This is a genomic window from Bittarella sp. HCP28S3_D9, assembly GCF_052065655.1.
Lineage (GTDB): Bacteria > Bacillota > Clostridia > Oscillospirales > Ruminococcaceae > Bittarella > Bittarella massiliensis.
This window is the reverse complement of the sequence record NZ_JBQHTP010000003.1, coordinates 141,530-165,310: the sequence shown is the minus strand read 5'-3', so window position 1 is coordinate 165,310 and position 23,781 is coordinate 141,530. Positions and strand designations below refer to the sequence as shown.

Below are 23,781 nucleotides of genomic sequence, written 5' to 3'. Positions count from 1 at the left end.
TTCTCCTTTCTGCACTAGTTCTCGTCTCGTTCGTCGGGGGAGGGGACCAGGTCGTCCTGCTTGGGGACGATAAAGACCAGTTTCCCGTCCTCCACCTTGAAGACGTTGCGGGTGGCGCTGCTGTCGGTGGGGATGTCTCCGCCGCTGTACCGGTTTTGGAAGGTCACCTCTCGGTCGAGGGCGGCGGCGTTATACTGCTGGCAGCCGCCGTCGTCAAAGCCGATGCAGACGGTGGCGGCGGCGCCGCTGTGGGCAAAGTGGCCGGGGTCATCGGCGGCGATGTCGGCCAGGGTGTAGTTGAGGTTTTCCAGCTCTTCCACCCGGTAGCTGCCGATGGGAAGGGCGATCTCGGCCACCAGCTGGCGGCCGTTGCCGGCGGCGTTTCTCATGTCGATGTGGTAGTAGTGGACCACGCCGTCCCCGCCAGTGAGTTTGAAGCTAAAGACGGGGTCGCCCTTCTCCAACTTCACCTGGTCGAGCTGTTTGTAGATGCGCAGGGTGCCGTGGTTTTGCCGGTAGCTGTTGACCAGGGTGAGGGTGGCGGGTTTGCCGGGGCGAAGGGTGACGGTGGCGTTCGAGGAGTCGACGCTCGCGTCGTATCCCTCCACCTCCTCCCCTGTCTCGGAGAGGGTGTACTGCCCGGGCAGCAGCTGCTGGGTGTAGGTGAAGGTGTTGCCGTCCCAGCGGCCGCTGGGGTTGTCGCTCTTGACGGTGAAGGCGGGCTCGCCGCTGGCGTCGGTGACCACAAAGGTCAGGCGGGACTGGAGGTTCGCCAACTCTTGGGCGCTCAAATCCCCTTCAATCACCTTGCGGATGGTGAGGTCGGCCTTTTTCAGCTGGTTGGTGACGGTGACGGCGCTGACCCGCTCGGTCTGCACCACCCCTTCGGGGATCTTGCCGGCGCCCTTGCCGTCGGTGTCGGTGGAGGTGGCGTTCTTGACCTGGTACTGGGGGGCCAGGTAGTTGTCTCCAGGGGAGACCTCCACCACCTGGAAGCTGCTGCCCCAGACGACCCCGGGGATGACCGCCTTTTCGTCGGCCTTCAGGGGGATGATGCCGTTGGACGTGCTCTTCTTCACCCCGCTGTCCAAATCGAGGCTGCTGTCCTCCCGGCTCATCAGGTAGTACTCGCCCACATAGGCCTTGCCGCCGATCTGCACCTGCATGTCAAAGCTCTCGTCGGAGGGCGCGCCCTGCATCACCTTTTCCACCGAGAGGTTGTAGAGGTTTTGCACCAGGCAGCGGTTTTCAAAGGTGACGGCGGGGTTTTCCTCCACCACCAGGTCCTCTGACTGGTAGACCTGGGTGGAGCCGTCGGGCCCCTCCGCCTTGGCGGTGGTGCTGTTGACGATGACCTCGTACTTGTCGGAGTAGGCGCCGATCTCGCTGGCGCGGTAGACGGTGTTTGCCTTGATGTTGTCGGCCAGGGCGGCGTACTGCCCGTGTTTGAGGGTGAAGGTGCCGTCGCTGGTGGTCCCCTCCCGCACCTTCTGGGCGCTGCCGTTTACATCGGTGTAGACGGTGTAGCTGCCGGTGTAAGGGGCGTAACTGTCGCCGTTTTTCAGCTCGACTTTAAACTGGAAGTCGGCGTCGGCGAAGTCGGCCATGTTGGTCTCGGTGATCTGCTTGCGCACCAGGATGGTCTCGTCGGGGATGGACTGGAGGTTGAACTTGATGCGGCAGTTGGAGCCGCCGGCGCCCCGCTCCATGTAGTAGTAGCGGAAGGAGTGGGAGCTGTAGTTCTGAAATACCCAGTTGCCGTTTTTCTTGACGAAGTTTTTGTCCACATAGTCCTGGCCCTTGGCCTCTCTCATAATTTCGTAGAGGCTCTTGGTGACCACCCGGTTTCCACCCCTACTGGTGTAGACGTGGTCGATGGCGACCTGCCCGGTGGCGAAGTTGATGGAGCCGCTCATGGCGTCGTGGATGCCGCCCATGTCCAGCACCAAAACCCCGTCGATGTAGATCCAGACGTCGTCGTCGCCGGTGAACTCAAAGACCATGTCCCGGCTGCCGATCTTGCCGTTTTTCGGCTGCATGAAGTTGAAGTCCATGGAGAGGCCGAAGTGGTAGTTGGCGTTGCTGTTCAGCGTCTGGCTGTTTTTCAGGTCGTTGAGGGGCAGGAACTTGGGGGTGGAGGGAGCGGTGTCCCCCGGCTTGTAGGGGGTCCTATAGACCTTAAAGTTCTTGTCGTTATTGTCCACGATGGTGGCGAAGTTCTTGGCCGCATCGTAGATGTAGTAACCCTCGCCGTCCTGGTAGAACAGGTGGTTGAGCCCGGTGCGGGCCGAGACCATCCCCTCGCCGTCATTGACGGCCTTGGGGCTAAACAGGTAGCTCAAGCTGGTGCCGTTGACCAGGCGGGGGTAGGCGGTGTTGCTGTTTTGCATGGTGGGCTGCACCACCCCTTGGATCACACCGCGGCCGCTCTTCCAGCCGTTCCAGAGTTTTCTGCCGTCGATGTGGGTGGCATTGGAGCCGACAAAGGAGAGGTAGTTGTCGTATTCGTTGGCCTCGGTGCCGTTGTAATCAAATAAGTTGAGGTGGATCCCCCGCGAGGCGCTGTCCACGGTTTGGATGGTGTCCAGAGAAGGACCGTCGCCGGGGGCGGCCAGAGCGGTGGCGGGCGCCAGATTTGCCAGCATGGCGGTGGCGAGCGCCGCGCTGAGTAAACGGCTGAACAGTTTGCGTTTCATCATTGCTGCCTCCTAAAGGGATGGTGTAGATGGGGCCTTTGGAACGCCGGCTTCAGGAAAAGGCGGCGGAGGGCTTGTCGCTGGGGGGAGAGGTCTCTTCCAGGGCACTGTCCATCAGTTTGATCAGCTCCAGCGCGCTGCGGAAGTGGCTCTGCTTGCCCTCTTCCAGCCAGGTGACGGTTCCCTGCCAGGTGGCGTTTTGCCGGTAGGTGACCTGAACGGTAAAGGTGGCGCGGCCCCCAGCGTGCTCGGACAACCTCTCGATCGGCTGTCTGTCCATACGTGTGTTCCCCCTTTTTGCCGGCCGGGGGGAGAAGCTGCGGGCGAGCAGCCCCGGCTGCGGGTAATTCCAGGTGTCAAAAAGTGATTCTGCGGCGAGGAGCAACTGCTCTGCGCCCGCAAACAAAATGGGGGTGGGCGCGTACCGGTGGTAGAGTCGGCCGCGAAAGGTGCCGCTGCCCACAGCGTCCACGCAGATGCGGATGGCATTTTTTGCGCGGCTGATGTCTGGTGCGGGCATTTCCCCTCTCCCCTTTCTATCTGTATGGTTTTACCATAGCAGCGGCAGGTCAAAAAACGGTTAAAATACAGGGAAAATCGGGGTGACATTTTTCGACCCTTCACCGGCGACAAGGCGACAAAAAGCGCCCCCGCGCACAGGGCGCGGGGGCGCAGAAGGGGCTAAAGAGACTATTTCCAGCCCGGGTCGGCGCCCATCATCTGGGTGCAGCCGGGGCTGCCCACGGGGGTGGATTTGTAGTGGAGAACGACGCCCCTGACCCGTTCGGGTGCGCTTTGAAAGCGGGCGTCGATGCGGTCGCTGATGAGGGTGCAGTTTTCGCGGGTGAGCCCCAGCAGCAGGATGAGGAAGCGCCCGGCGCAGGGCTGGGTGTAGGCGTCCCCCCGCCGCAGGGCGTTTTGAATGGCCGCGCTCACCTGGGGGATGGCCTTTTCCAGGCGGCCCCTATCCCCCAGGGGCTGGCCCTGCCGGTCGGTGAGCCAGCAGAGCATCAAGTAGGCCGACTGGCCGCTGCGCTCGAGCATCCGCCCGACGGCCCGGTAGGTGTCGATAAAGCTGGGAAAGGGGCAGTAGTAGGCCCCGTGGGCGGCGGTGTCCTCGGCGAGGACCGTCTGCAGCTGCTCCATCGAGACCGCCCGCTCAGGGGCCACCTGCTCGATCTTGCGCAGCGCGTCGATGAGCTGTTCTGACGGCTTGACGCCGAAGGTCTCCTCCAGACGGGTGGCGGTCTCCTCGTAGACGTCCTTGGCCTCCTGATAGCGCTCCAGCGCCAGCAGACTTTCGATGCGCAGGGCGTCCCACTCCTCCTGCGGGCAGAGGGCCGAGGCGCGGGTGGCCACCGTCAGCACCTGGGCGTCCTCCCCCTTCGCCCGCAGCAAGTCGGTGAGGGCGCGCACACAGCGGGCGTAGAGCTCCCGGCAGTGGACTGCCACCGCCACCGCCCACTCCTCCCCCTGCAGGTGGGGCAGAAAGTCGCCGGTGTAAAGGGCGCAGGCCCGCCGCAGGGCCTCCTCCCGCCCGGGGCCGGTCTCGGCCAGGGCCGCAGCGGCCTGCCGGTAAAAGCAGTCCACGTCCACCTCGGTGGGCAGGCTGCTCTGCCAGCGGTAGCTGCCGCCGGAAAACTGGATGGTGGTCCCCGGCAGCCCCGCCTGGGCCAGCCGTTTGCGCAGGTTGCTGATGGTGACTTTTAAGTTGTTGGCCGGGTCGGTCACCCGCTCGTCTCGACCGTAGAGCCGGTCCATCAGCACGGCGCGCGAAAGGCCGTGCTCCCGGTCGTACAGAAGCATCTGCAGCGCCTGCATGGCGCGGGTGTTGTTGTTTCGCTCCAACTTGAGGGTGGTTTCCCCGAAGCGAATGGAAAACTGCCCCAACATGGTGACTGTCAGGCACTTTGAAGGTTCCATTGCCATCTGTCCTCCTTGCCGCAATTTGCGCTCCCGCCGGCCGGGAACGGCTGCCAGTGGCGATCCCAGCGGTGACAGGGCAAGACCCATCCCGCCGCTGGGCAAAACGACTGCACAGCGATCTTTAAAGAGATATAGAGTGAACGCGAGAAAAATGCGCTTTCTGTAAAATTACACCCGCCCGAACGCACGGCAAAAGGGCTGGAAAGGCGGGTCTTCACGGGGCCGTACAGCGCCGCCCTTTCCGAACAGCACTGCCGACCCGCTGTGTGCAAGCTGGCTTTTTTGTTGCACAGGCACAAAAAACAGGTCGAAAAGAAAAGGCGTACTCTATTTTCATTATAGAGAAAAAATCCCGAAAGAAAAGCCCTGGCGGGGAATTTTCTTTCGGGAAAAATTCGGCCTATTTTTTTAAGCGGGCAAAAAAACGGCGCAGCCATGCGGTTTTTTCTCGCTTTTTACCCCGTGAAGTATCACGAAAGGCGGACTATAAACGCCTGCTTGTGACCAGTTAACCACAGGCGGTTTCCAGCAGGGAGCGGATCTCGCCGGGCAGGTACTCCCCCTGCGGGGGGTCCTTGATGTCCTTGAGGTAGTGGGCGTCGGAATTGGTGATGGCCTTGATGTCGGTGGGCACCAGCCCGTCGGCGATCATCTGCCCCGCCCGCTCGATGCGGGCGAATTCGCCGATGGAAAAGCCCATGTCCCCGCTCATGATCCCCAGGTTGCTCACCAGGCTGTTGGCGCCCTTGTCCAGGTGGGCGGGCCAGCAGACCCCGCCCCCTGCCGCCACCCGCTGGGGCACCTGGGAGAGGGGGATGGAGCAGGCGTTGATGAGCAGTTTGTCCACCCGGCCGACGACCTGGTCCTCGGTGTCCATCACCAGCTGGTCGCCGAAGATGGCGGGGTCGTTTTGGATGGGGGGCAGGGCGGCATAGACCTCCTCCCCAAAGGCGAGGGCGGCCTCAAGGGTGGGAAAGAGGCAGACCACGTGCACCTCTTCCGCGGTGCAGAGCTCCATCCCCGGCAGCACCGGTATCTGGTAAAACCGCCCGGCCTCCAGGGCGGCCGGGCAGTTGAGGGAGCTGTTGTGGTCGGTGAGGGCGATGAAGTCGAGCCCCAGGGCCTTGGCCATCCCCACCAGGGTGGCGGGGGTCATCTCGTTGTCCCCGCAGGGGGAGAGACAGCTGTGCAGGTGCAGGTCGTACTTGTAGGCGGGGGCGGAGAAGCGGCCCATCAGAGACCGCCGCCCAGCTGCTCCACCAGCCGGGCCGCCTCGTAGACGGGCAGTTCGGTCCGAAACAGGGCGATCCCCTGTTGGCGGGCCCGCTCCACCGCGGCGGGGTCGAAGGCCATCCCCTCGGCCAGGAGGATGCAGGCGGCATCGGCCAGGGTGGCCACCGCCACCGCGTTGACGTTGCCCATGACGGTGACCCAGCAGTCGCCGGCCTTGGCGCGCCCCATCACCAAACTCAACAGGTCGCAGCAGTAAATGCCCTCCACCGGCCGCTCCTCCCCCCCGCAGACCGGGGAGAAAGAGGGGCAGGACAGCAGTTCTTGGGTGGTCAGTTTCACGAGTGGTCCTCCTTTCTAAAGGGGAGGGGGACGAAGCTCTTCATCTCGCCGCTCTCGAGCTCCTCCAATTCCTCCCGCATCCGGAAGATGCAGTCGCCCTCCTGGGCGAAGCCCCGCACCACGTCCTCGGCAAAGGCCCGGCAGGAGGGGGCCCCGCAGGAGCCGCAGTCCAGCCCCGGGAGGGAGGCGGCGAAGGCCTCGATCTTTTCCATCTTCTCCAGGGCCACCGAGAAGTCGGGGTCCAGCCGCATCACCGGCTCGTAGGTGAGCTCCTTCTCCCAGCGGAAGCTGTCGGGGATGGGGGTGGTGAGCCGGTTGCAGGCCACCGGCAGGTACTTGCGCAGCCGGGCCAGCTTGGTCTTGGCCACATAGGGGTTTTCCACCGTGAGGACCCCGCCCACGCAGCCGCCGGAACAGGCGTTGAGCTCGACGAAGTCCAGGCGGTCGAACTTCTCGTCCTCCATGTCCTCCAGCACCCGGATGACGTTTTCGATGCCGTCGGCGGCCAGGTAGCTGTCCGAGAGGAGGGCCGAGGCCTCCCCCCCGCTGCTGCCCCAACCCACCCCGATGCGGCCGGTGGAGATGACAGAGGGATTGCCCTCCTCGGTCATCTGCTCCAGCAGGGCCGGGTAGAGGTCCTTGACGGCCAGCACGTAGTCCACCGCGCTGCGCTCCACCCCGATGGGGGACTTGGAGGCGGTGACCTTGGCCGGGCAGGGGGAGATAAAGGCGGTGCAGATCTCCTCCTCGGGGATGCCGGTCTTTTCCGACGCCTCCCGCTTGGCCATCCGCGCGGCCACCTCCACCGGGGCGTTGAGGGGGAGCACATGGCTGACGAGCTGGGGAAAGCGCACCCGGATGAGCCGCGTCACCGCCGGACAGGCCGAGGAGATGACCGGCTTTTTGATGTCGCCGTACTTCATGATCCGCCGGGTGGCGTCGCTGACGAGCTCGGCGGCGCGGGAGACCTCGAACATCCCGTCAAAGCCCAGGCGCAGCAGGGCGCCAGCCACAATGTCCATGTCGCTCAAGTTGTTGAACTGGGCGAACAGGGCCGGCGGCGGCAGGGCGATCTTGTACTTGTAAGGGGCGCTTTGCAGCGCGGAGAGCGAGTCATAGGTGGCCTGTTTGGCGTGGTGCGGGCAGATGCGGATGCACTCGCCGCAGTCGATACACTGCTCCTTGATGATGTGGGCCTTTCCCTTGTGCACCCGGATGGCTTCGGTGGGACAGCGCTTGATGCAGTTGATGCACCCGCGGCACTTCTCCGGGTCCAGGGAGACCGAATGGTAGAACGCTTCGGCCATGAAGGCGCCTCCTCTCCTGATGTGCTGAATCGGCAAAACGAATCGCGGGCAGGGGGTCAGATCCGCACCGTCATGTAGACGGTGGTGCCCACCCCCAGCTCGGTGTCGATGTGGATGTCGTCGGTGTACTTTTTCATGTTGGGCAGCCCCATGCCGGCGCCGAACCCCAGGTTGCGCACCTCGTCCGGGGCGGTGGAGTACCCCTCGGTCATGGCCAGCTCCACGTTGGGGATGCCGGGGCCGGTGTCGGCCAGGATCATCTGGATGTGGTCGGGCTCCACCGTGACGGTGACCGTCCCCCCGTGGGCGTGAATGACCATGTTGATCTCGCCCTCGTACATGGCGATGGCCACCTTGCGAATGGCCTCGGGGTCCACCCCCAGGGCCTTGAGTTTTTTCTTCACGTCGGAAGAGGCCTCTCCCGCCCGGGTGAAGTCGTCCCCCGGCACGTCGTAGTGAAGGGTCAGCAGTGCTGCCATGTCCGTGTACCTCTCTTGTCGTCATAATAGCCGCCGCTGGCGGGCGTGCGGCAGATGCGCCGCTGGCCGGCAGGAGGACCTGCCGGCTGGATAAAAGCTGTGAAAGTAGGGCCGCCTCTCCTCGCTGGGGGGGCGGAGAGGGATTGTGCGGGAGCCGGTGAAAAGCCGGTTGAGCCTTCACACCGCCTCCTATCCCGGAGGGCAATTTTTGCAGGCGGGAAATCGGGGCCGGTGCCGCGATGGCGGCAGGCGTGGCGACTGCCCCGCCAGGGGCCGGTTTCAGGGAGCCGGGGGAAAGCCGATCAGGCTTTCACGCCGCCTCCCAGCCCAGCGGACGATTTTTGCAGGCCAGAAACCGGGGCCGGTGCCGCGATGGCGGCGGGCGTGGCGATTGCCCCGCCAGGGGCCGGTTTCAAGGGGCCGGGGGAAAGCCGGTTGGGCCTTCGTGCCGCCTCCTATCCCGGAGGGCGATTTTTGCAGGCCAGAAACCGGGGCCGGTGCCGCGATGGCGGCAGGCGTGGCGACTGCCCCGCCAGGAGCCGGTTTCGGGGAGCCGGGGGGAAAGCCGTCTGGGCTTTCACGCCGCCGCCCAGCCCAGAGGACGATTTTTGCAGGCGGGAAATCGAGTCCGGTGCCGCGATGGCGGCGGGCGTGGCGACTGCCCCGCCAGGAGCCGGTTTCAGGGAGCCGGAGGGAAAGCCGTCTAGGCTTTCACACCGCCGCCCAGCCCGGCCGCGTACAGTTTGCCGCAGGCGGTGAACATCCGCTCCGGGGTGGAGAGCAGGGCGATCTCCCGCTGCTGGGCCAGGGCGATCATGGCGCTGTCGGGCACCTTTCCCCGCACGAAGACGACGCAGACCATGTCCATCATCTCGGCGGTGCGGATCACCTGGGGGTTGACGAGCCCGGTGAGGAGGACCGACTGGTTTTTGACGAAGGCCAGCACATCGCTCATCATGTCGCTGCCGCAGGCGGTCTGTACCTCGTGGTCGCGCCACTCCTCCCCGCAGATAAAATCGGCGTTTAATATGGTTTGAATCTCGGCAATGGTCAAGGCTGTTCCCTCCCTGTAAAAGGGCGGAGGCCCGGTTCCCCTCCCCCGGAGGAGGGGGCGCGCCGCCCGCTTGGTACCTTCTATGATAAGCCATTGCGCGCCAATTTGGAAACGGATTCTTATCAGCAAAACAACCAAATTCCATTTTAAAAATTGATGGTTCCGTCAAAAATTCAGAAAATTGCCAGGATTTGCCGGTTTTGGTGGATTTGAAACCGGGAGTTTGCTATAATTTTTAGAGCTAATGGTCTGCGCCAGACGGTGCATTTACCAATTCTTTTGGGGATCATTCATAGGAGGTACGATTGATGGCCAACAAAATTTCGCCGGTGCCGTTTAGCGGCACCAAAGAACAGGAGCAAAAGCTGCTGGAAGTCATCGCCGCCCACAAGGACACCCAGGGCGCGCTGATCTCGGTTCTCCAGCAGGCGCAGGATATCTACGGATACCTGCCCATTGAAGTGCAGAAGATCATCGCCGAGAAGATGGGCGTGCCGCTGGAAGAGGTCTACGGCGTTGTCTCCTTTTACGCACAGTTCTCGCTCAACCCCAAAGGCAAATACAAGATTTCTGTCTGCCTGGGCACCGCCTGCTACGTCAAGGGCTCGGGCGACGTGTTCGACAGACTCAGTCGCACCCTGGGCATCTCCTCCGGCGAGTGCACCCCCGACGGCCGCTTCTCACTGGAGGCCTGCCGCTGCGTGGGCGCCTGCGGTCTGGCCCCGGTCATGACCGTCAACGACGAGGTGTACGGCCGCCTGGTGCCCGACGACATCGACGGCATCATCGCCGACTACCAGAACCGGTAAGGTGCAGGAGCTCTCCCTCAACATCCTCGACATCGCCCAGAACTCCATCAAGGCCGGGGCCACCCTGGTGCGCATTGAAATCGAGATTGACCGGGCGAAAAACGGGATGCGCATTGCCGTCATCGACAACGGCTGCGGAATGGATGAGGCCACGCTCGAGCGGGTCGTCGACCCCTTTTACACCACCCGCACCACCCGCAAGGTGGGGCTGGGCGTCCCCTTTTTCAAGATGGCCAGCGAGATGGCGGGGGGGCAGTTCTCCATCCGCTCCGCCCCCGGCGAGGGGACGGCGGTGGAGGCCACCTTTCAGTGGGACAATGTGGACCGCATGCCCCTGGGCGACATGGCCGCCACCTACTGCAGCTTGGTGATGGTGTCCGAGGGGACCGACTTTGTCTACACCCACACGGTGGACGGCCGCTCCTTTACGGCCGACAGCCGGGAGTTTCGGGCCGTGTTGGAGGGGGTCCCCCTCTCGACACCGGACGTACAGGCGTTTATACGGGACTATATCCGTGAGAATACGGAAGAGATAAGCGGAGGTGCTTACGAATGAAAAGTTTAGCGGAACTGCAGGCCATCAAAGAGAAGATGAAGGGCAGCATCGGTCTGCGCGAAGAGGATAAAAACTGCAAGCGGATCGTGGTCGGGATGGCCACCTGCGGCATTGCTGCGGGCGCCCGCCCAGTGCTCACCGCCTTTGCCGACGAGGTGGCCAAGCGCGGCCTCACCCAGGACGTGATGGTCTCCCAGACCGGCTGCATCGGCATCTGCCAGTACGAGCCGGTGGTGGAGGTCTTTGTCCCCGGCGAACAGAAGGTCACCTATGTGAAGATGACGGCTGAGAAGGCGGCCCGCGTGGTGGAAGAGCACATCGTGGGCGGCAACGTGGTCAAGGAATACACCATCGGCGCCAACGCGAAATAAGTGAGGAGGAAAGAAGGATGTTTCGTTCCCAAGTTCTAATCTGCGGGGGTACTGGGTGCACCTCCTCCGGCAGCGATGAGATCAGCAAAGTATTTGAGCAGGAGGTCGCCAAGGCCGACTTGCAAGACGAGGTGAAGATCGTCCGCACCGGCTGTTTCGGCCTGTGCGCCCTGGGCCCCATCGTCATCATCTACCCCGAGGGCTCCTTTTACAGCCGGGTCCAGGTCTCCGACGTGGCCGAGATCGTGGAAGAGCACCTGCTCAAGGGCCGCCCGGTCCAGCGGCTGCTCTACGACGAGACCGTGACCGACACCGGGGTCATCTCCCTCAACGACACCAACTTCTACAAACAGCAAAAGCGGGTGGCCCTGCGCAACTGCGGCGTCATCAACCCCGAGAACATCGAAGAGTACATCGCCATGGACGGCTACCAGGCGCTGGGCAAGGCCCTCACCGAGATGACCCCCGAACAGGTCATCGAGGAGATCAAGCGCTCCGGCCTGCGGGGCCGCGGCGGCGCCGGCTTCCCCACCGGCAGAAAGTGGGAGCTGGCCGCCATGTACCACGCCGACCAGAAATACGTGGCCTGCAACGCCGACGAGGGCGACCCGGGCGCGTTCATGGACCGCTCGGTGCTGGAGGGCGACCCCCATGCCCTGCTGGAGGCCATGGCCATCGCCGCCTACGCCACCGGGGCCGACCACGGCTTCATCTATGTGCGGGCCGAGTACCCCATCGCCGTCAAGCGGCTGCAGATCGCCATCGACCAGGCCCGCGAGTACGGCCTGCTGGGCGAGAACATCTTCGGCACCGACTTCTGCTTTGATCTGGAGATCCGCCTGGGCGCCGGCGCCTTTGTCTGCGGCGAGGAGACCGCGCTGATGCGCTCGGTCGAGGGCAAGCGCGGCGAGCCCCGCCCCCGTCCCCCCTTCCCGGCGCAAAAGGGCATCTTCGACAAGCCCACCCTCCTCAACAACGTTGAGACCTACGCCAACGTGGCCCAGATCATCCTCAACGGGGCCGACTGGTTCGCCTCCATGGGGACCGAGCGCTCCAAGGGCACCAAGGTCTTCGCCCTGGGCGGCAAGATCAACAACACCGGCCTGGTGGAAGTCCCCATGGGCACCACCCTGCGCACCATCGTCGAGGAGATTGGCGGCGGCATCCCCGGCGGCAAGAAGTTCAAGGCCGCCCAGACCGGCGGTCCCTCCGGCGGCTGCATCCCCGCCCAGCACTTCGACGTGGCCATCGACTACGACAACCTGATCGAGATCGGCTCGATGATGGGCTCCGGCGGGTTGATCGTCATGGACGAGGACACCTGCATGGTGGACATCGCCAAGTTCTTCCTGGAGTTCACGGTGGACGAATCCTGCGGCAAGTGCACCCCCTGCCGGGTGGGCACCAAGCGGCTGCTGGAGATGCTGACCAAGATCACCAAGGGCCAGGCCACCATGGAGGACCTGGACAAGATCGAGGAGCTCTGCTACTACATAAAGGACAACGCCCTCTGCGGCCTGGGGCAGACCGCCCCCAACCCGGTGCTCTCCACCCTGCGCTACTTCCGGGATGAGTACGTGGCCCACATCGTGGACAAAAAGTGCCCCGCCGGCGTCTGCAAAGCCCTCCTCACCTACACCATCGACCCCGAGAAGTGCAAAGGCTGCACCCTCTGCGCCCGCAACTGCCCGGCCGACGCCATCACCGGCTCGGTCAAGCAGCCCCACGTCATCGACCCGCAGAAGTGCTTGAAGTGCGGCGCTTGCATCGAGAAGTGCAAATTCGGCGCCATTTCGATTCAGTAGTGAAGGAGTGTGCAAACAGTGGAAAACGTGAACATTAAAATCAACGGCATGCCCCTGTCGGTGCCGAAAGACGCCACCGTTTTGGAAGCCTGCCGCCTCGCCGGCATCCAGGTGCCGACCCTGTGCTACCTCAAGGAGATCAACGAGATCGGCGCCTGCCGCATCTGCGTGGTGGAAGTCAAGGGCGCCCGCACCCTGGTCGCCTCCTGCTGCGCCCCGGTCAACGAGGGGATGGAGGTCTACACCAACACCCCCAAGGTGCTGGATTCCCGCAAAAAGACCCTGCAGCTGATCCTCTCGACCCACAAGCGCGCCTGCCTGTCCTGCGTGCGCAGCGGCAACTGCGAACTGCAGAAGCTGGCCAAGGACCTGGGCGTGGAGGACGAGAGCTACTACGACGGCGAGAACGTCGAGTACGACATCGACGACTCGGCCGCCCACATGTACCGCGACAACTCCAAGTGCATCCTCTGCCGCCGCTGCGTGGCCGCCTGCCAGATGCAGAAAGTCGGGGTCATCGGCCCCAACGACCGCGGCTTCGACAGCCACATCGGCTGTGCCTTTGACCTGAACCTGGGCGACACCGCCTGCATCTCCTGCGGGCAGTGCATCGTGGCCTGCCCCACCGGCGCCATCGCCGAGAAGGACCAGACCGACCTGGTCTGGCAGGCCCTGGCCGACCCCGAAAAGACCGTCATCGTCAACACCGCCCCCTCCATCCGCGCCACCCTGGGCGAGGCCTTTGGGATGCCCATCGGCACCAACGTGGAGGGCAAGATGGTGGCCGCCCTGCGCCGCCTGGGCTTTGATCGGGTCTTTGACACCGACTTCTCCGCCGACCTGACCATCATGGAAGAGGCCCACGAGTTCCTCGACCGGGTGAAAAACGGCGGCAAACTGCCCCTGATCACCTCCTGCTCCCCCGGCTGGATCAAGTTCTGCGAGCACTACTACCCCGAGATGATCGAGAACCTGTCCTCCTGCAAATCCCCCCAGCAGATGTTCGGCGCCATCACCAAGACCTGGTACGCCGAGAAGGAGGGGCTGGACCCGAAGAACATCTTTGTGGTGAGCATCATGCCCTGCACCGCCAAAAAGTTTGAGGTGGGCCGGGACAACCAGGCCGCGGCGGGGGTCCCCGACGTGGACGTGGCCCTCACCACCCGCGAGCTGGCCCGGATGATCGAGCGCGCCGGCCTCAATTTCACCCTGCTGCCCGACGAGGCGTTTGACAACCCCCTGGGCGAATCCACCGGCGCCGGCGTCATCTTTGGCGCCACCGGCGGCGTGATGGAGGCGGCCCTGCGCACCGCAGTGGAGACCCTGACCGGCGAGGAGCTGGCCGACGTGGCCTTTAAAGAGGTCCGCGGCACCCAGGGCATCAAAGAGGCCACCTACCACGTGGCCGGGATGGACATCAACGTGGCGGTCGCCTCGGGCACCAAGAACGCCGACGAGCTGCTGAAAAAGGTGCAGTCGGGCGAGAAGCAGTACCACTTCATCGAGATCATGGGCTGCCCCGGCGGCTGTGTCAACGGCGGCGGTCAGCCGGTACAGCACGCCTCGGTCCGCAACAATGTGGACCTGAAGGCCCTGCGCGCCAAGGCCCTCTACGACGCCGACGAGGCCAAGACCATCCGCAAATCCCACGACAACCCGGTCATCAAAGAGGTCTACGAGACCTACCTGGGCGAGCCGGGCAGCGAGAAGGCCCACCACATCCTGCACACCACCTACGTAAAGCGCGGGCTGTAAGCAAAAGAGAAGAAGCGACGAGAGGGCGTCCCCACCGAGGGCGCCCTCTTTTGCCGCCTCCTGTGCAAAAGGGGAAAGGAGGTGGAGTGCACAACCAAAACGGGTTTGTCAAAAGGGGGGCACAGTGCTATACTGGTGACAGTATTTTGGCCCCGGCCCCCGGGGCGACAACTGTGAGAAAGGGCGGTATCCCGCTATGAATCAGCAATTTTCCCCTGCCGATGTCAATCAGACCAAGAGCCTGGCCTGGATGTCCTACCTGGGTGTTCTCTTCTTTGTGCCGCTGCTGGTGTACCAGTAGTCGCCCTACACCAAGTTTCACGTCAACCAAGGGCTGGTGCTCTTTATCGTCGAGGTGGGGAGCGGCATCCTGCAAAGGGTGTTTCACTTTATCCCCCTGGTGCGAATCTTTTCCGGCCTCGCCCTGGGCATCGTGGGGATCTTCACTCTGGTGCTCTCCATCATGGGGATCATCTACGCCGCCCAGGGGCAGGCCAGAGAGCTGCCGCTGGTGGGGCAGATCCACATCATTAAATAGAAAAACCGAACAAGAGGGCCCCGGCGCAATTGCCGGGGCCCTCTCTTTTTTTCTGTTTTGCCCCGCCTTTTCCGCAGACAGCACTTTCTCCACATCTTATATTAAAAATAATACAGGATTTGTGGCTTCTGCATCTGGGAGAAGAGACAATCTTGTGCTATAATTGATACAAGTTTAGAGGGGCAGAGAGCGTCCAAAAAGGGAGTGGAAACAGTGGGTGAAAAGCGGTACAAGATCGTGGTTTTGCTGATGCACGCCAACACCTTGGTGATGGGCATCGGCTTTTTTATGCTGATCCCCATTCTCAACAACTACCTGGTCAACGGGTTGGGGATGGCGACGGCCATGGTGGGCTATATCACCGGGGTGCGGTTTTTGGGGCAGGACCTGACCAGCATCTTTCTGGGGGCGGTGGGCGACAAGATCGGCTGCAAGCGGGCCATGGTCATCGGCGCCGCCATCCGAATGTTCGGCCTCCTCCTCTGCGGGTTCATGAGCGACTTTTGGGGTTTTTTTCTGTCCAGCTTCTTTGTGGGGCTGGGGGGCGCGCTGTTTGTCCCCTCCTGCTACTCCTACTACGACCTGCTGGCAAACGACCAAAACCGCACCGCCCTCTTCTCCATGCGGGAGATGCTCAACAACTGCGGCAACATCGTCGGCCCCGCCGTGGGCACCTTTTTGATGGTGATGGGCTTCCGCTGGGTCTGCATCGTCTCGGCCGGGGTCTTTGCCCTGACCATCGCCCTGTCGATCTTTCTTCTCCCCGACCTGAAGGCCGATGGGAAAAACGGGGCTGCCCCCGCCCAGACCAGCGCCATGGAGACGGTGCGCACCTGCCTGAAAAACAAGACCTACATCCTCTTTTTGCTGATCACGGCCATCACCACCGGCCTCATGAGCCAGAAGGACCTGACCATCCCCACCCGCATCAAGGCCATCGACCCCAGCTACGCCTATGCGGGCTTTATCTACACCCTGGCCTCGGTCGTCGGGGTGGCGGTGCAACTGCCCTTGGTCAAGTGGTGCAAGCAGCACCTGCACGCCAACGAGTCGCTGGCCCTGGCCAACATCCTCTACGGGGTGGGGCTTGCGATCATGGGGTTCGTGCCCGCCCTCCCCGCCCTCTACGCGGGGACGGTCATCTTCACCCTGGGGCAGATGATTTACCAGCCGGTGCGGAATATGCAGGTGACCGACTTCGCCGAGCCGGGAAAGGTGGGGGCCTACTACGGCTTTCAGGGCACGTCGCTAGCGGCGGGCACAGTGCTGGGGAACTTTCTCTCGGGGTACCTCTACGACCTGGCGGAGAACCCTGCCCTGCGCCACCTGCCCTGGGTGGTCTGGTGCACCCTGGCGGCGGTGGCCTGTGTGCTGTTTTGGAAGTTTCTCAGGGGAATGCCCACCCGAGACCTGCCCATCTACCGCACAAGGGCGGCAAAAGCCCCTTCTCTAAAAGAGGCGGAGGAGGGCTGAGGGCTGAAGGCCAAGGGCCGGGGAGAAAAGAGCGAGGGTCAAGGGAGCGGGGAGCGGGGCTGCATGTCTGCGGGACCCTCCCCTTTTGGGTGGCGGGGCCCCCGTCGGGAGATGGGGCCCCGCCGCTTTTTTATAGGGGTGCGTCGGGTCAGCTGCGCGAGGGCGGCTCGGGAACGGCCCGGCGCAGAACGGGAAAGAGGGCCACCGCTGCCGCCCCACCCACCAGGGCGGTCACCAGTTGGGGCAGGGAGAAGAGGGCGGAGACCGCTGCCGCCTGTTGGGGCGGCAGCTTCAGGAGGATGGGGATGGCGAACTGCACGATGCCCAGATAGAGGGTGGCTGTCTTGGCGGGCGCGGCGAGGAGAGCGGCCCCACCCAGTGCGAGCCAGCCCTGCCCCCAACTGTGAACGACTGCCCGCCAGACAAAGATCAACACCAGATTGCCGAGGGCAATAAAGGGGATGAGGGCCCACAGGGGGCCGATGCCGAGAAATTTGGCCACTGCCGGGGAGAGTAGGCCCACCGCCGCAGCGGCGGGAAGGTCCAGAAAGAGGGCGGCGAGGATCAGCAGCAGGTTGACCACCGAGCCGGTGACCAGGGTGTTGCCGAAGGGCAGGGTGGCGGCCTGCAGGGCCACCAACAGGGCGGTGAATAGGGCGGTTCGGGTGATGCGGGTAACGGCTTTGTCCATCAAAAGTACCTCCAAATGGTTGTGGGTCTGTCCTTTTTGGGCCCATTGTACTACAATAGAGAATAAAGATATGTTGCACATGCAACGAAAGGGAGCGGTAACAGATGGAGGTCGCACTGGCGGAGACCGAACTGTTTGCGGGGGTCGATGAGGGGGAGCTCGCCGCCCTCCTGCAGGGGGTGGGGGCGATTCCCCGGAGCTACCCGGCGGGGGCGCAGATTTTGGGCGAGGGGGAGGCGGTCTCCTCCTTTGGGCTGCTGCTGTCGGGGCGGGCCCAGGCGGTGAAGGGGGACGCCCAGGGCCGGTCGGTCATCCTGGCGCTGCTAAAACCGGGGGACGCGATCGGCATCCTCCTGGCGGCCAGGCCGGGAAGGCCGAGTCCGGTGACGGTGCGGGTCACCGAGGGGGCGGGGGTGCTCCACCTCCCCTTTGAGGGGCTGATTGCTGGCTGCCAAAGGGGCTGTCCCGGCGCGGACAGGCTGCTGCGCAACTACGTGGGGATCGCTGCGGAGAAGGGGCTGCTGCTCCACGAGCGGATCGACTGCCTGCTCCGCCCCACGGTGCGGGAGAAGGTGCTGGCCTACCTGCGCCGGGAGACAGCGCGGGCGGGACGCAGTGCCGTCGCCCTGCCCCTGGACCGGGCGGCCATGGCCGACTACCTGCACGTGGAGCGCAGCGCCCTCTCCCGAGAGCTGTCGAGGATGCGGCGGGACGGACTGATCGATTTTTGCAAAAACCGATTTCAACTCCTCGAAGCCGAGGGAGAGGACGGCCCCCTTTCCTATATATAGGAGGAGAGAGGGCGGCGTCTGGAGAGGGAGTTTTCGGGCGCCCCCCTTTCCCTCACGAAAAAAGAGCAAAAAAGAAGAGCCCTGCGGCAGAGACTGCCCGCAGGGCTCTAAAGACAAAAAATAATACAAAAAGTATAAATAGATGAAGATATTGTAAATGGGAAATCAAAATCCGTCCAGATGGGCCCGACAGATGGCGCCGAAGATGCGGTCTTTAAATCCGTGGTCCAGCCGCTCCTGCTGGCGGATGTACTCCTTCATCCGCTCGCGGTTGGTGTGGCCGTCCACCGGGCAGCTGCTCTTGACCACCGGGAAGTCCAGCCGCCGCGCCGCCGAGCTCACCAGAAATTCATCGGCCAGCACCAGGGGGCGGATGACGGTGAGGTCTTTGCGGGAGAGATAGGTCACCGGCTGAAAACAGCCCAGCCGCCCCTCGTTGAAGAGGTTCATAAAAAAGGTCTCCACCGCGTCGTCCTTGTGGTGGCCCAGGGCCACCTTGTTGCAGCCGGCGGCCTTGGCCGCGTCGTGGAGGGAGCCGCGCCGCATCCGCGCGCAGAGGGAGCAGGGGTTTTTCTCCTGCCGCACGTTGAAGATGATGTCCCCGATCTCGGTGCGCTTGACCTGGTACTCTACCCCCAGTGCGCGGCAGAAGGCTTCGACCCTGCCCCAGTCGGGGGTGGGGACTTTGGGGTTGCCCATGTCGATGGTGATCCCCATCACCCGGTAGTCGATGCCGATGTAATCGCGCAGCCCGGCCAACCCGGCCAGCAGGGCCAGCGAGTCCTTGCCGCCGGACACCCCGACAGCCACCCGGTCGCCGTCGGACAGCATCCCGTAATCCTGAATGGCCTTGCGCATTGCCCCCATGAGTTTTTGCATGAGCGCTCCCTCCCCTGTGTCGGTCTGCCGGTGTGGGAAGGCGGTGCTCCTCCCCTGCGGGCGCTTCCTATTATAAGGCCTGGGGCGCGATTTTCCTAGTGCTTTTTTTACCTCCCACTGCGGCGAGAGAGAGGGGCTGGACACATCCCCCCAAGGGGGGCTGTCCGGCGGGCGGCGCGGGAAAGGGACGGCCGCCTGCCGCTGCGGCCACTGTGCTTCCCGCCCGGAGAAGACCTGCCCGGCAGCAGGCCGCTCCACTGGCGCTGCCCTACCGCCGGGCCTTCGCGTGTCCCCTCGCCCCACCGCCGCGTCGAGGGGCGTCTGTGGCATAGGGGTGCAAAGAGGCCATGCGCTGCGGGGTGGCCGGCAGTCCCCCTCCAACGGGGCAGGCAGGGGCGCGATTCTCCATCCCACCAGCTCTCAAAGTGAAATGGAGGTTTCGCAATCGAGAGGATGAGGGAGGATAAGGGCGAAAACAGAAGGTGCACAGATGCAGATTGAAAAAATCGAATTTTGGTGTTGACAGCGCCGGTGCGGGTGGCTATAATGATACTTGCACGTTTGTGTAACCGGCCAACTGGCCATTTCATACAAGCGAATGAAACCAAAATTCAGGAGGAAAGACCATGTCTACTACCATGCCGAAACCCGCCGAGATCACCCGCAAATGGTATGTAATCGACGCGGCTGGCAAACCGATGGGCCGCACCGCTGCCATTGCCGCCAACCTGCTCAGAGGGAAGAACAAAGTCACCTTTGCCCCCCATGTCGATTGCGGCGACCACGTGATCATCATCAACAGCGACAAAGCGATCCTCACCGGCAACAAGCTGGACCAGAAGTTCTACCGCCACCACAGCGGCTGGGTCGGCGGCCTGAAAGAGGTCAACTACCGCACCTTCATGAAGGCCCACTCTGACCGCGCCATGACCCTGGCGGTCAAGGGGATGGTTCCCGACACCACCATCGGCCGCGCGGCCATGACCCGTCTGCGCGTCTACAAGGGCGACGCACACAAGCACCAGTCTCAGAAGCCTGAAGCTTACAACGGTTAACAAGGAGGAACGCATCCATGTACGATAAAACTCCCTACTACTACGGCACCGGCAGAAGAAAGAATTCGGTTGCGAGAGTGCGCGTCTACGACAACGGCACCGGCAAGATCACCATCAACGGCCGCGACATCGACGACTACTTTGGTCTGGAGACCCTGAAGGTCATCGTGAAGCAGCCCCTGGCCCTCACCGGCCTGGAAGGCAAGTTTGACATCGTCTGCACCGTCTCCGGCGGCGGCGTTTCCGGCCAGGCTGGCGCCATCCGCCACGGCCTGTCCCGCGCCCTCCTCCTGTTCGACGCCGAGCTGCGCGGCGACCTGAAGAAGGCCGGGTTCCTGACCCGCGACCCCAGAATGAAAGAGCGCAAGAAGTACGGCCTCAAAGCCGCCCGTCGCGCTCCCCAGTTCTCCAAGAGATAGTTTTTTCTCCGCTCTTCAAACAGCACAGGCAGATTGCCTGTGCTGTTTTTTTGCGCCTTTTTGGCAGCGTGTAAATGAATAAGTATTCCCTATATATGAATGCAAACGGGACGAACAGAGAAGTAGAAAACAAAATGTACTATAAATACGAAAATATCCTGTTAGGATAATTAGAGAGGGGCAAAAGGGAGGGACAGGCTTTCAAAAGGGCGGAAAAACTGTTCGACAGAAACCAGTCTGTTTTTTTAAAATGGCTTAACAATCGCGTTTTTGCGCTAAATGTTACAAAATGGTTACAGCGAAAAACGGACCATGGCAGAGGAAACGAGAATGATTGGGGGGCTAAATGGGAATCCTTCCAGGTAAGGAGATTTTTCCTTCAGAAACGGCCCAAAGCCCGGTTTGACTGGGAAATTGGCCATCGGGTATACTAGGACGTACTTTGGCAAAGGAAGCAATTTGCTTTGGTAAAGGAGAATCTATGATACAGAATGCACGAATGATTATAAAGCGGGTGGGCCAGAGCAGCCGGGCGCTGTTCTGCGCCAGCCTTCTGTTGGCGCTGTTGATCGTCTCGACCTTCGTCACCGCGCAGACCGACGTGGTCTTGGTATCGGACAGCAGCCGCACCACCGCCGTCCTCTGTGTGGGCAGCGCCCCCGAGTCGATCCTGCAAAAGCAGGGCATCTCGGTGGGGCCCGGCGACCTGGTGACCGCCAAGTCCCACGCCGCAGGGGGGCTGCAGAAGATCACTATCCAAAGGGCGTTCCCGGTGGCGGTGCAGGTCGAGGGCGGCGAGACGGTGGTCTGGACCACCGAGGCCACCGTCCGCAGCGTGTTGGAGACCGCCGGCATCCCCCTGGGAGAGGAGGACGTGGTCGTCCCCGCCCGGAGCGAGCTGGTGGAGGAGGGGGCGATCATCGCCATCTCCCGGGTGACCTATGCCGAGGCCCAGCACACCGAAGAGGTGCCCTACGGCACCCAATACGAGGAGACCTCTCTCCTGGGGCCGGGGCGCACCCAGCTGCAGTCAGAGGGGCGAAACGGGGAGAAGTTGGTCACCACCCGCACCCGCCTGGTGGACGGGACGCCTGAGGGCGAGCCCCAGGTGGTGGCCGAGGAGGTCACGGTGGAGCCGGTGGACGAGGTGGTGCTCAAGGGCAAGGAGCGGGCGATGGTCTCGACCCTGCGCTTTGGCGACGTGCCCATCGGCGACGACGGCATCCCCCTCTCCTACTCCCGGGTGATGAAGGGGGCCATCACCACCGGCTACAGCGTCAAGCCCGGCCAGGGAACGGCCAGCGGGCGCAAGCCGGTGCCCGGCATCGTCGCGGTGGACCCCTCCAAGATCCCCTATGGGACGCGGATGTACATCGTCTCCAGCGACGGCTCCTTTGTCTACGGGTACGCCATTGCCGGCGAGACCGGTTCGGCCATGAAGGAGGGGCGGGTGGACTTCGACCTGCTCTACGCCACCTATGCCCAGAGCTGCGCCCACGGCAAGCGGGCGCTGGACGTCTACTTTTTGGACTGAGTGAAACAATGACAGGGGGCGCGCCCAGCCGGTTCGGCGGGCGCGCCCCCTGCCTTTGCGCCCGGCGGCTGCGCGCAAAAAAAGGGCCGTCAGGCCCTTTTTATATCGGTGTTTGGCGGCCGATCAGGCCAGCCGGGTGCCGCGCTGTAAGGGGGTGGCGATGTCCCCCACCAGCCGTCCCCCCTGCAGCAGGAGCTGCCGGGGGGCGCAGGCGGCCAGCTGCTGGTCGCGGGTGAAGAGGACGATGGAGAGCCCCTCTCTCCCCAGCTGGCGGAGAACGGCCCCCACGTCGGTGTGGGCGTCGGTGTGGCTCTCCCCCGGCTCCTCCACCAGCAGCAGGGACGGTTCGGCGGCGATGGCCCGGGCGATGACGGCCCGCCGCAGCTGGCTGTCGTTCAGGCTGTCCGGCAGGCTGCCGGCGCGCCCCTCAAGCCCGACTTTGGCGAGGGCGCGCAGGGCCATCTCCCGCCGCCGGGCGGTGGGGATGCCCCGGCTCATCAGGGGGTGGGAGACATCCTCCAACAGGCTGGCCCCCTTTTCCAGGGGGGCCCACTGCAGGGCAAATCCCATCTGCCCCCGCAGCCGGGCCAGGCAGCACTCCCCCATCCGGGTCACCTCTTCCCCCCGGAACTGGTAGCGGCCGTGGGTGGGGGCCTCCAGCCCGCCCAAGATGTCCAGCAGGGCGGATTTGCCGGAGCCGGCCTCTCCCAGCACGGCGGTGAAAGACCCCTCTTCCAGGGCAAAATTGACGTCCCAGAGGGCGCGGACCTCCCGGGGGCCGCAGCCGTAGATTTTGGTCAGGTGGTTGACAGAAAGCAAACGGGACATACCATCTCTCCTTTTTTTCTTTGGAGATAGTATGCCCCGCTCTCCCCCGCGCAACGGGGAGAGGCACAATTATTCTGCCGCGGAGGAGGCCCCAGAGGAGGTGGCTTCGGGCTCCTCTGTCTTGCCGGGAGCGATGTCGAGGGAGGACTCGTTTTTGTCGCTGACGACGGCCACATAGGTCTTGCCGGCGTTGAGGGTCAGGGGCGAGCCGTCCTCTTTGGTAAAGGTGAGGGGGTCGCTGACCCCTCCCTTTTTCCACCGGATGGGCTCGTACTGGCCGCGGGTGAAGTAGTAGCCCGTCCCGCTGTCCAGGTCCACGTCCACATGGCCGATCTGGTCGACGACCCGGATGGAGGTGTAGAGGAGCAGGGCGTTGTCAAAGGAGAGGGTCTCGCCGGTGGCGGCGTCGATGTGGGGCTGGCCGAACTGGTACTTTTCGTACCTGCAGGTGGCGGCGTTGTAGCGCAGGGTGTCGCTGACATACCCCGAGAAGGGGAAGGAGACCTCGTCGGCCTTGCCGTAGCTGGGGGCGTAGAGCTCGCCGCTGAACTTGGACTGCTCGCAGAAGGAGAAGCCGCAGCGGGGCGCGCCCGAGAGACTGATGGACTTTTTGTCCAGCCCCTTTTGGATGAGTTCGCCCGAGGTGAAGGTGCAGTGCTCCCGCGAGTAGGTCTTGTGCCGCACCTCGTCAAAGGAGAAGGCCACGGTGGAGAGGGCCATCCCGTCCACCGTCTTGATGCCGTTTTTCTGCAGCAGGGCGTCGGCCTGAGTGCTGGTGCCGTAGTGGATGAGGGTGGCGTCGTGGCCGGTGGCCAACTCGATGTAGACGGGCCGGGCCGAGCGCACCGAGCCGATTTTGGGCACCTGCCGCGCATCGGAGTAGATGGCCAGCAGCCGGGTGATCCCCCCCTCGGCCACCACCTCGTAGAGGATGTCGGCCTGTGCCAGCCCGTACTGGGGCAGGGCGGCCTTCAGGTTGTTGATCATCACCCCCACCGGCCGGTGGGTGGCGGCGTAGTCGTCGTCGACGCGCAGCCCGGTGAGGGGGTTGGTCGGCCGCAGGTCGACCTGGGCGGAGGAGATGGAGCCGCCCGTGGCGACCGCGCTCTCGTCCTTGTTGCAGCCGGCGAAAAGACCCAGGGCCAGAAGGCAGGCCAGGGCTGTGCAGAGTGCCTTTTTCATTCTTGTTTCCTCCAAATGTGAAGTTTGGTGGCTCTATTATACGCCCATCCCCCGCCCTTTG

24 protein-coding genes are annotated in these 23,781 nt (G+C 63.3%); 12 read left to right on the top strand and 12 right to left on the bottom strand.

From position 1 onward, the window contains the following. Nucleotides 1–14: 14 nt before the first annotated feature. The 3 genes from ACTNAU_RS03575 to ACTNAU_RS03565 form a co-directional block, all read right to left on the bottom strand. A complete protein-coding gene (locus ACTNAU_RS03575; RefSeq protein ID WP_441097558.1) occupies nucleotides 15–2,696 on the bottom strand; it encodes a DUF7601 domain-containing protein in 2,682 nt (893 codons plus the stop codon). A gap of 52 nt (nucleotides 2,697–2,748) precedes the next feature. Beyond that, the gene (locus ACTNAU_RS03570; RefSeq protein ID WP_185915685.1) at nucleotides 2,749–2,976 is read right to left on the bottom strand and encodes a hypothetical protein; all 228 of its coding nucleotides are present in this window, start codon (nucleotides 2,974–2,976) and stop codon (nucleotides 2,749–2,751) included. 410 nt (nucleotides 2,977–3,386) lie between these two features. Beyond that, complete coding sequence (locus ACTNAU_RS03565) at nucleotides 3,387–4,619, bottom strand: AfsR/SARP family transcriptional regulator (RefSeq protein WP_441097557.1); 1,233 nt, start codon at nucleotides 4,617–4,619, stop codon at nucleotides 3,387–3,389. Between the two features lie 269 nt (nucleotides 4,620–4,888). Here ACTNAU_RS03565 and ACTNAU_RS03560 point away from each other — a divergent pair, with 269 nt between their 5' ends. Further along, nucleotides 4,889–5,134, top strand: coding sequence for a hypothetical protein (locus tag ACTNAU_RS03560; protein ID WP_441097556.1), 246 nt, complete (start codon nucleotides 4,889–4,891; stop codon nucleotides 5,132–5,134). Here ACTNAU_RS03560 and ACTNAU_RS03555 read toward each other — a convergent pair. The 5 genes from ACTNAU_RS03555 to ACTNAU_RS03535 form a co-directional block, all read right to left on the bottom strand. Further along, nucleotides 5,131–5,856, bottom strand: coding sequence for a PHP domain-containing protein (locus ACTNAU_RS03555; RefSeq protein ID WP_441097555.1), 726 nt, complete (start codon nucleotides 5,854–5,856; stop codon nucleotides 5,131–5,133). The genes ACTNAU_RS03560 and ACTNAU_RS03555 overlap by 4 nt on opposite strands. Then, nucleotides 5,856–6,194 carry a hypothetical protein gene (locus tag ACTNAU_RS03550; RefSeq protein WP_441097554.1) on the bottom strand — a complete coding sequence of 113 codons (339 nt, stop codon included), beginning with the start codon at nucleotides 6,192–6,194 and terminating at the stop codon, nucleotides 5,856–5,858. The genes ACTNAU_RS03555 and ACTNAU_RS03550 overlap by 1 nt, the downstream gene beginning before the upstream one ends. Next, the gene (locus ACTNAU_RS03545) at nucleotides 6,191–7,501 is read right to left on the bottom strand and encodes a [Fe-Fe] hydrogenase large subunit C-terminal domain-containing protein (RefSeq protein WP_441097553.1); all 1,311 of its coding nucleotides are present in this window, start codon (nucleotides 7,499–7,501) and stop codon (nucleotides 6,191–6,193) included. The genes ACTNAU_RS03550 and ACTNAU_RS03545 overlap by 4 nt, the downstream gene beginning before the upstream one ends. A 56-nt stretch (nucleotides 7,502–7,557) precedes the next feature. Beyond that, nucleotides 7,558–7,980 (bottom strand): ATP-binding protein, encoded by a 423-nt coding sequence (locus tag ACTNAU_RS03540; RefSeq protein WP_021659027.1) that lies wholly within the window; start codon nucleotides 7,978–7,980, stop codon nucleotides 7,558–7,560. A gap of 703 nt (nucleotides 7,981–8,683) precedes the next feature. Beyond that, nucleotides 8,684–9,034, bottom strand: coding sequence for a DRTGG domain-containing protein (locus ACTNAU_RS03535; protein ID WP_044992276.1), 351 nt, complete (start codon nucleotides 9,032–9,034; stop codon nucleotides 8,684–8,686). Between the two features lie 308 nt (nucleotides 9,035–9,342). Here ACTNAU_RS03535 and ACTNAU_RS03530 point away from each other — a divergent pair, with 308 nt between their 5' ends. From ACTNAU_RS03530 to ACTNAU_RS03500, 7 genes are all read left to right on the top strand, one after another. After that, on the top strand, nucleotides 9,343–9,843 hold the full coding sequence (locus ACTNAU_RS03530; RefSeq protein ID WP_185915371.1) for an NADH-quinone oxidoreductase subunit NuoE family protein: 501 nt from the start codon (nucleotides 9,343–9,345) through the stop codon (nucleotides 9,841–9,843). A 1-nt stretch (nucleotide 9,844) separates the two neighbouring features. Further along, nucleotides 9,845–10,399 (top strand): ATP-binding protein, encoded by a 555-nt coding sequence (locus tag ACTNAU_RS03525; RefSeq protein ID WP_021659023.1) that lies wholly within the window; start codon nucleotides 9,845–9,847, stop codon nucleotides 10,397–10,399. Beyond that, complete coding sequence (locus tag ACTNAU_RS03520; RefSeq protein WP_021659022.1) at nucleotides 10,396–10,770, top strand: (2Fe-2S) ferredoxin domain-containing protein; 375 nt, start codon at nucleotides 10,396–10,398, stop codon at nucleotides 10,768–10,770. The genes ACTNAU_RS03525 and ACTNAU_RS03520 overlap by 4 nt, the downstream gene beginning before the upstream one ends. 17 nt (nucleotides 10,771–10,787) lie before the next feature. Further along, nucleotides 10,788–12,575 carry an NADH-quinone oxidoreductase subunit NuoF gene (gene nuoF, locus ACTNAU_RS03515; protein ID WP_059003068.1) on the top strand — a complete coding sequence of 596 codons (1,788 nt, stop codon included), beginning with the start codon at nucleotides 10,788–10,790 and terminating at the stop codon, nucleotides 12,573–12,575. A gap of 18 nt (nucleotides 12,576–12,593) precedes the next feature. Continuing rightward, the gene (locus ACTNAU_RS03510) at nucleotides 12,594–14,330 is read left to right on the top strand and encodes an NADH-dependent [FeFe] hydrogenase, group A6 (RefSeq protein ID WP_185915373.1); all 1,737 of its coding nucleotides are present in this window, start codon (nucleotides 12,594–12,596) and stop codon (nucleotides 14,328–14,330) included. 337 nt (nucleotides 14,331–14,667) lie between these two features. Further along, nucleotides 14,668–14,868 (top strand): hypothetical protein, encoded by a 201-nt coding sequence (locus ACTNAU_RS03505; protein ID WP_441097552.1) that lies wholly within the window; start codon nucleotides 14,668–14,670, stop codon nucleotides 14,866–14,868. A 213-nt stretch (nucleotides 14,869–15,081) separates the two neighbouring features. Then, nucleotides 15,082–16,341, top strand: coding sequence for an MDR family MFS transporter (locus ACTNAU_RS03500; RefSeq protein WP_441097551.1), 1,260 nt, complete (start codon nucleotides 15,082–15,084; stop codon nucleotides 16,339–16,341). 148 nt (nucleotides 16,342–16,489) lie between these two features. Here ACTNAU_RS03500 and ACTNAU_RS03495 read toward each other — a convergent pair whose 3' ends face one another. Further along, entirely contained in the window at nucleotides 16,490–17,032 is a 543-nt protein-coding gene (locus ACTNAU_RS03495; protein ID WP_441097550.1) for a hypothetical protein, read from the bottom strand. A gap of 104 nt (nucleotides 17,033–17,136) precedes the next feature. On the opposite strand from ACTNAU_RS03495, the gene ACTNAU_RS03490 reads away from it, so the two are divergent. Further along, nucleotides 17,137–17,823, top strand: a complete 687-nt coding sequence (locus tag ACTNAU_RS03490; protein ID WP_441097549.1) for a Crp/Fnr family transcriptional regulator — start codon at nucleotides 17,137–17,139, stop codon at nucleotides 17,821–17,823. Nucleotides 17,824–17,988: 165 nt separating this feature from the next. Here the strand turns inward: ACTNAU_RS03490 and ACTNAU_RS03485 are convergent, their stop codons facing one another. Further along, nucleotides 17,989–18,702, bottom strand: coding sequence for a tRNA 2-thiocytidine biosynthesis TtcA family protein (locus ACTNAU_RS03485; RefSeq protein WP_216400655.1), 714 nt, complete (start codon nucleotides 18,700–18,702; stop codon nucleotides 17,989–17,991). 626 nt (nucleotides 18,703–19,328) lie between these two features. Here ACTNAU_RS03485 and rplM point away from each other — a divergent pair. The 3 genes from rplM to ACTNAU_RS03470 all read left to right on the top strand — a co-directional run bounded on the left by rplM (nucleotide 19,329) and on the right by ACTNAU_RS03470 (nucleotide 21,710). After that, nucleotides 19,329–19,757 (top strand): 50S ribosomal protein L13, encoded by a 429-nt coding sequence (gene rplM / locus ACTNAU_RS03480; RefSeq protein WP_044992274.1) that lies wholly within the window; start codon nucleotides 19,329–19,331, stop codon nucleotides 19,755–19,757. Nucleotides 19,758–19,774: 17 nt separating this feature from the next. Then, on the top strand, nucleotides 19,775–20,176 hold the full coding sequence (gene rpsI, locus ACTNAU_RS03475; protein ID WP_021659011.1) for a 30S ribosomal protein S9: 402 nt from the start codon (nucleotides 19,775–19,777) through the stop codon (nucleotides 20,174–20,176). Nucleotides 20,177–20,657: 481 nt separating this feature from the next. Beyond that, a complete protein-coding gene (locus tag ACTNAU_RS03470; RefSeq protein ID WP_441097548.1) occupies nucleotides 20,658–21,710 on the top strand; it encodes a ubiquitin-like domain-containing protein in 1,053 nt (350 codons plus the stop codon). 123 nt (nucleotides 21,711–21,833) lie between these two features. Here ACTNAU_RS03470 and ACTNAU_RS03465 read toward each other — a convergent pair whose 3' ends face one another. Together ACTNAU_RS03465 and ACTNAU_RS03460 are read right to left on the bottom strand one after the other, a co-directional pair. Continuing rightward, nucleotides 21,834–22,538 (bottom strand): ATP-binding cassette domain-containing protein, encoded by a 705-nt coding sequence (locus tag ACTNAU_RS03465; protein WP_441097547.1) that lies wholly within the window; start codon nucleotides 22,536–22,538, stop codon nucleotides 21,834–21,836. Between the two features lie 69 nt (nucleotides 22,539–22,607). Then, nucleotides 22,608–23,720, bottom strand: coding sequence for a DUF3048 domain-containing protein (locus tag ACTNAU_RS03460; protein WP_185915381.1), 1,113 nt, complete (start codon nucleotides 23,718–23,720; stop codon nucleotides 22,608–22,610). Nucleotides 23,721–23,781: the final 61 nt, after the last annotated feature.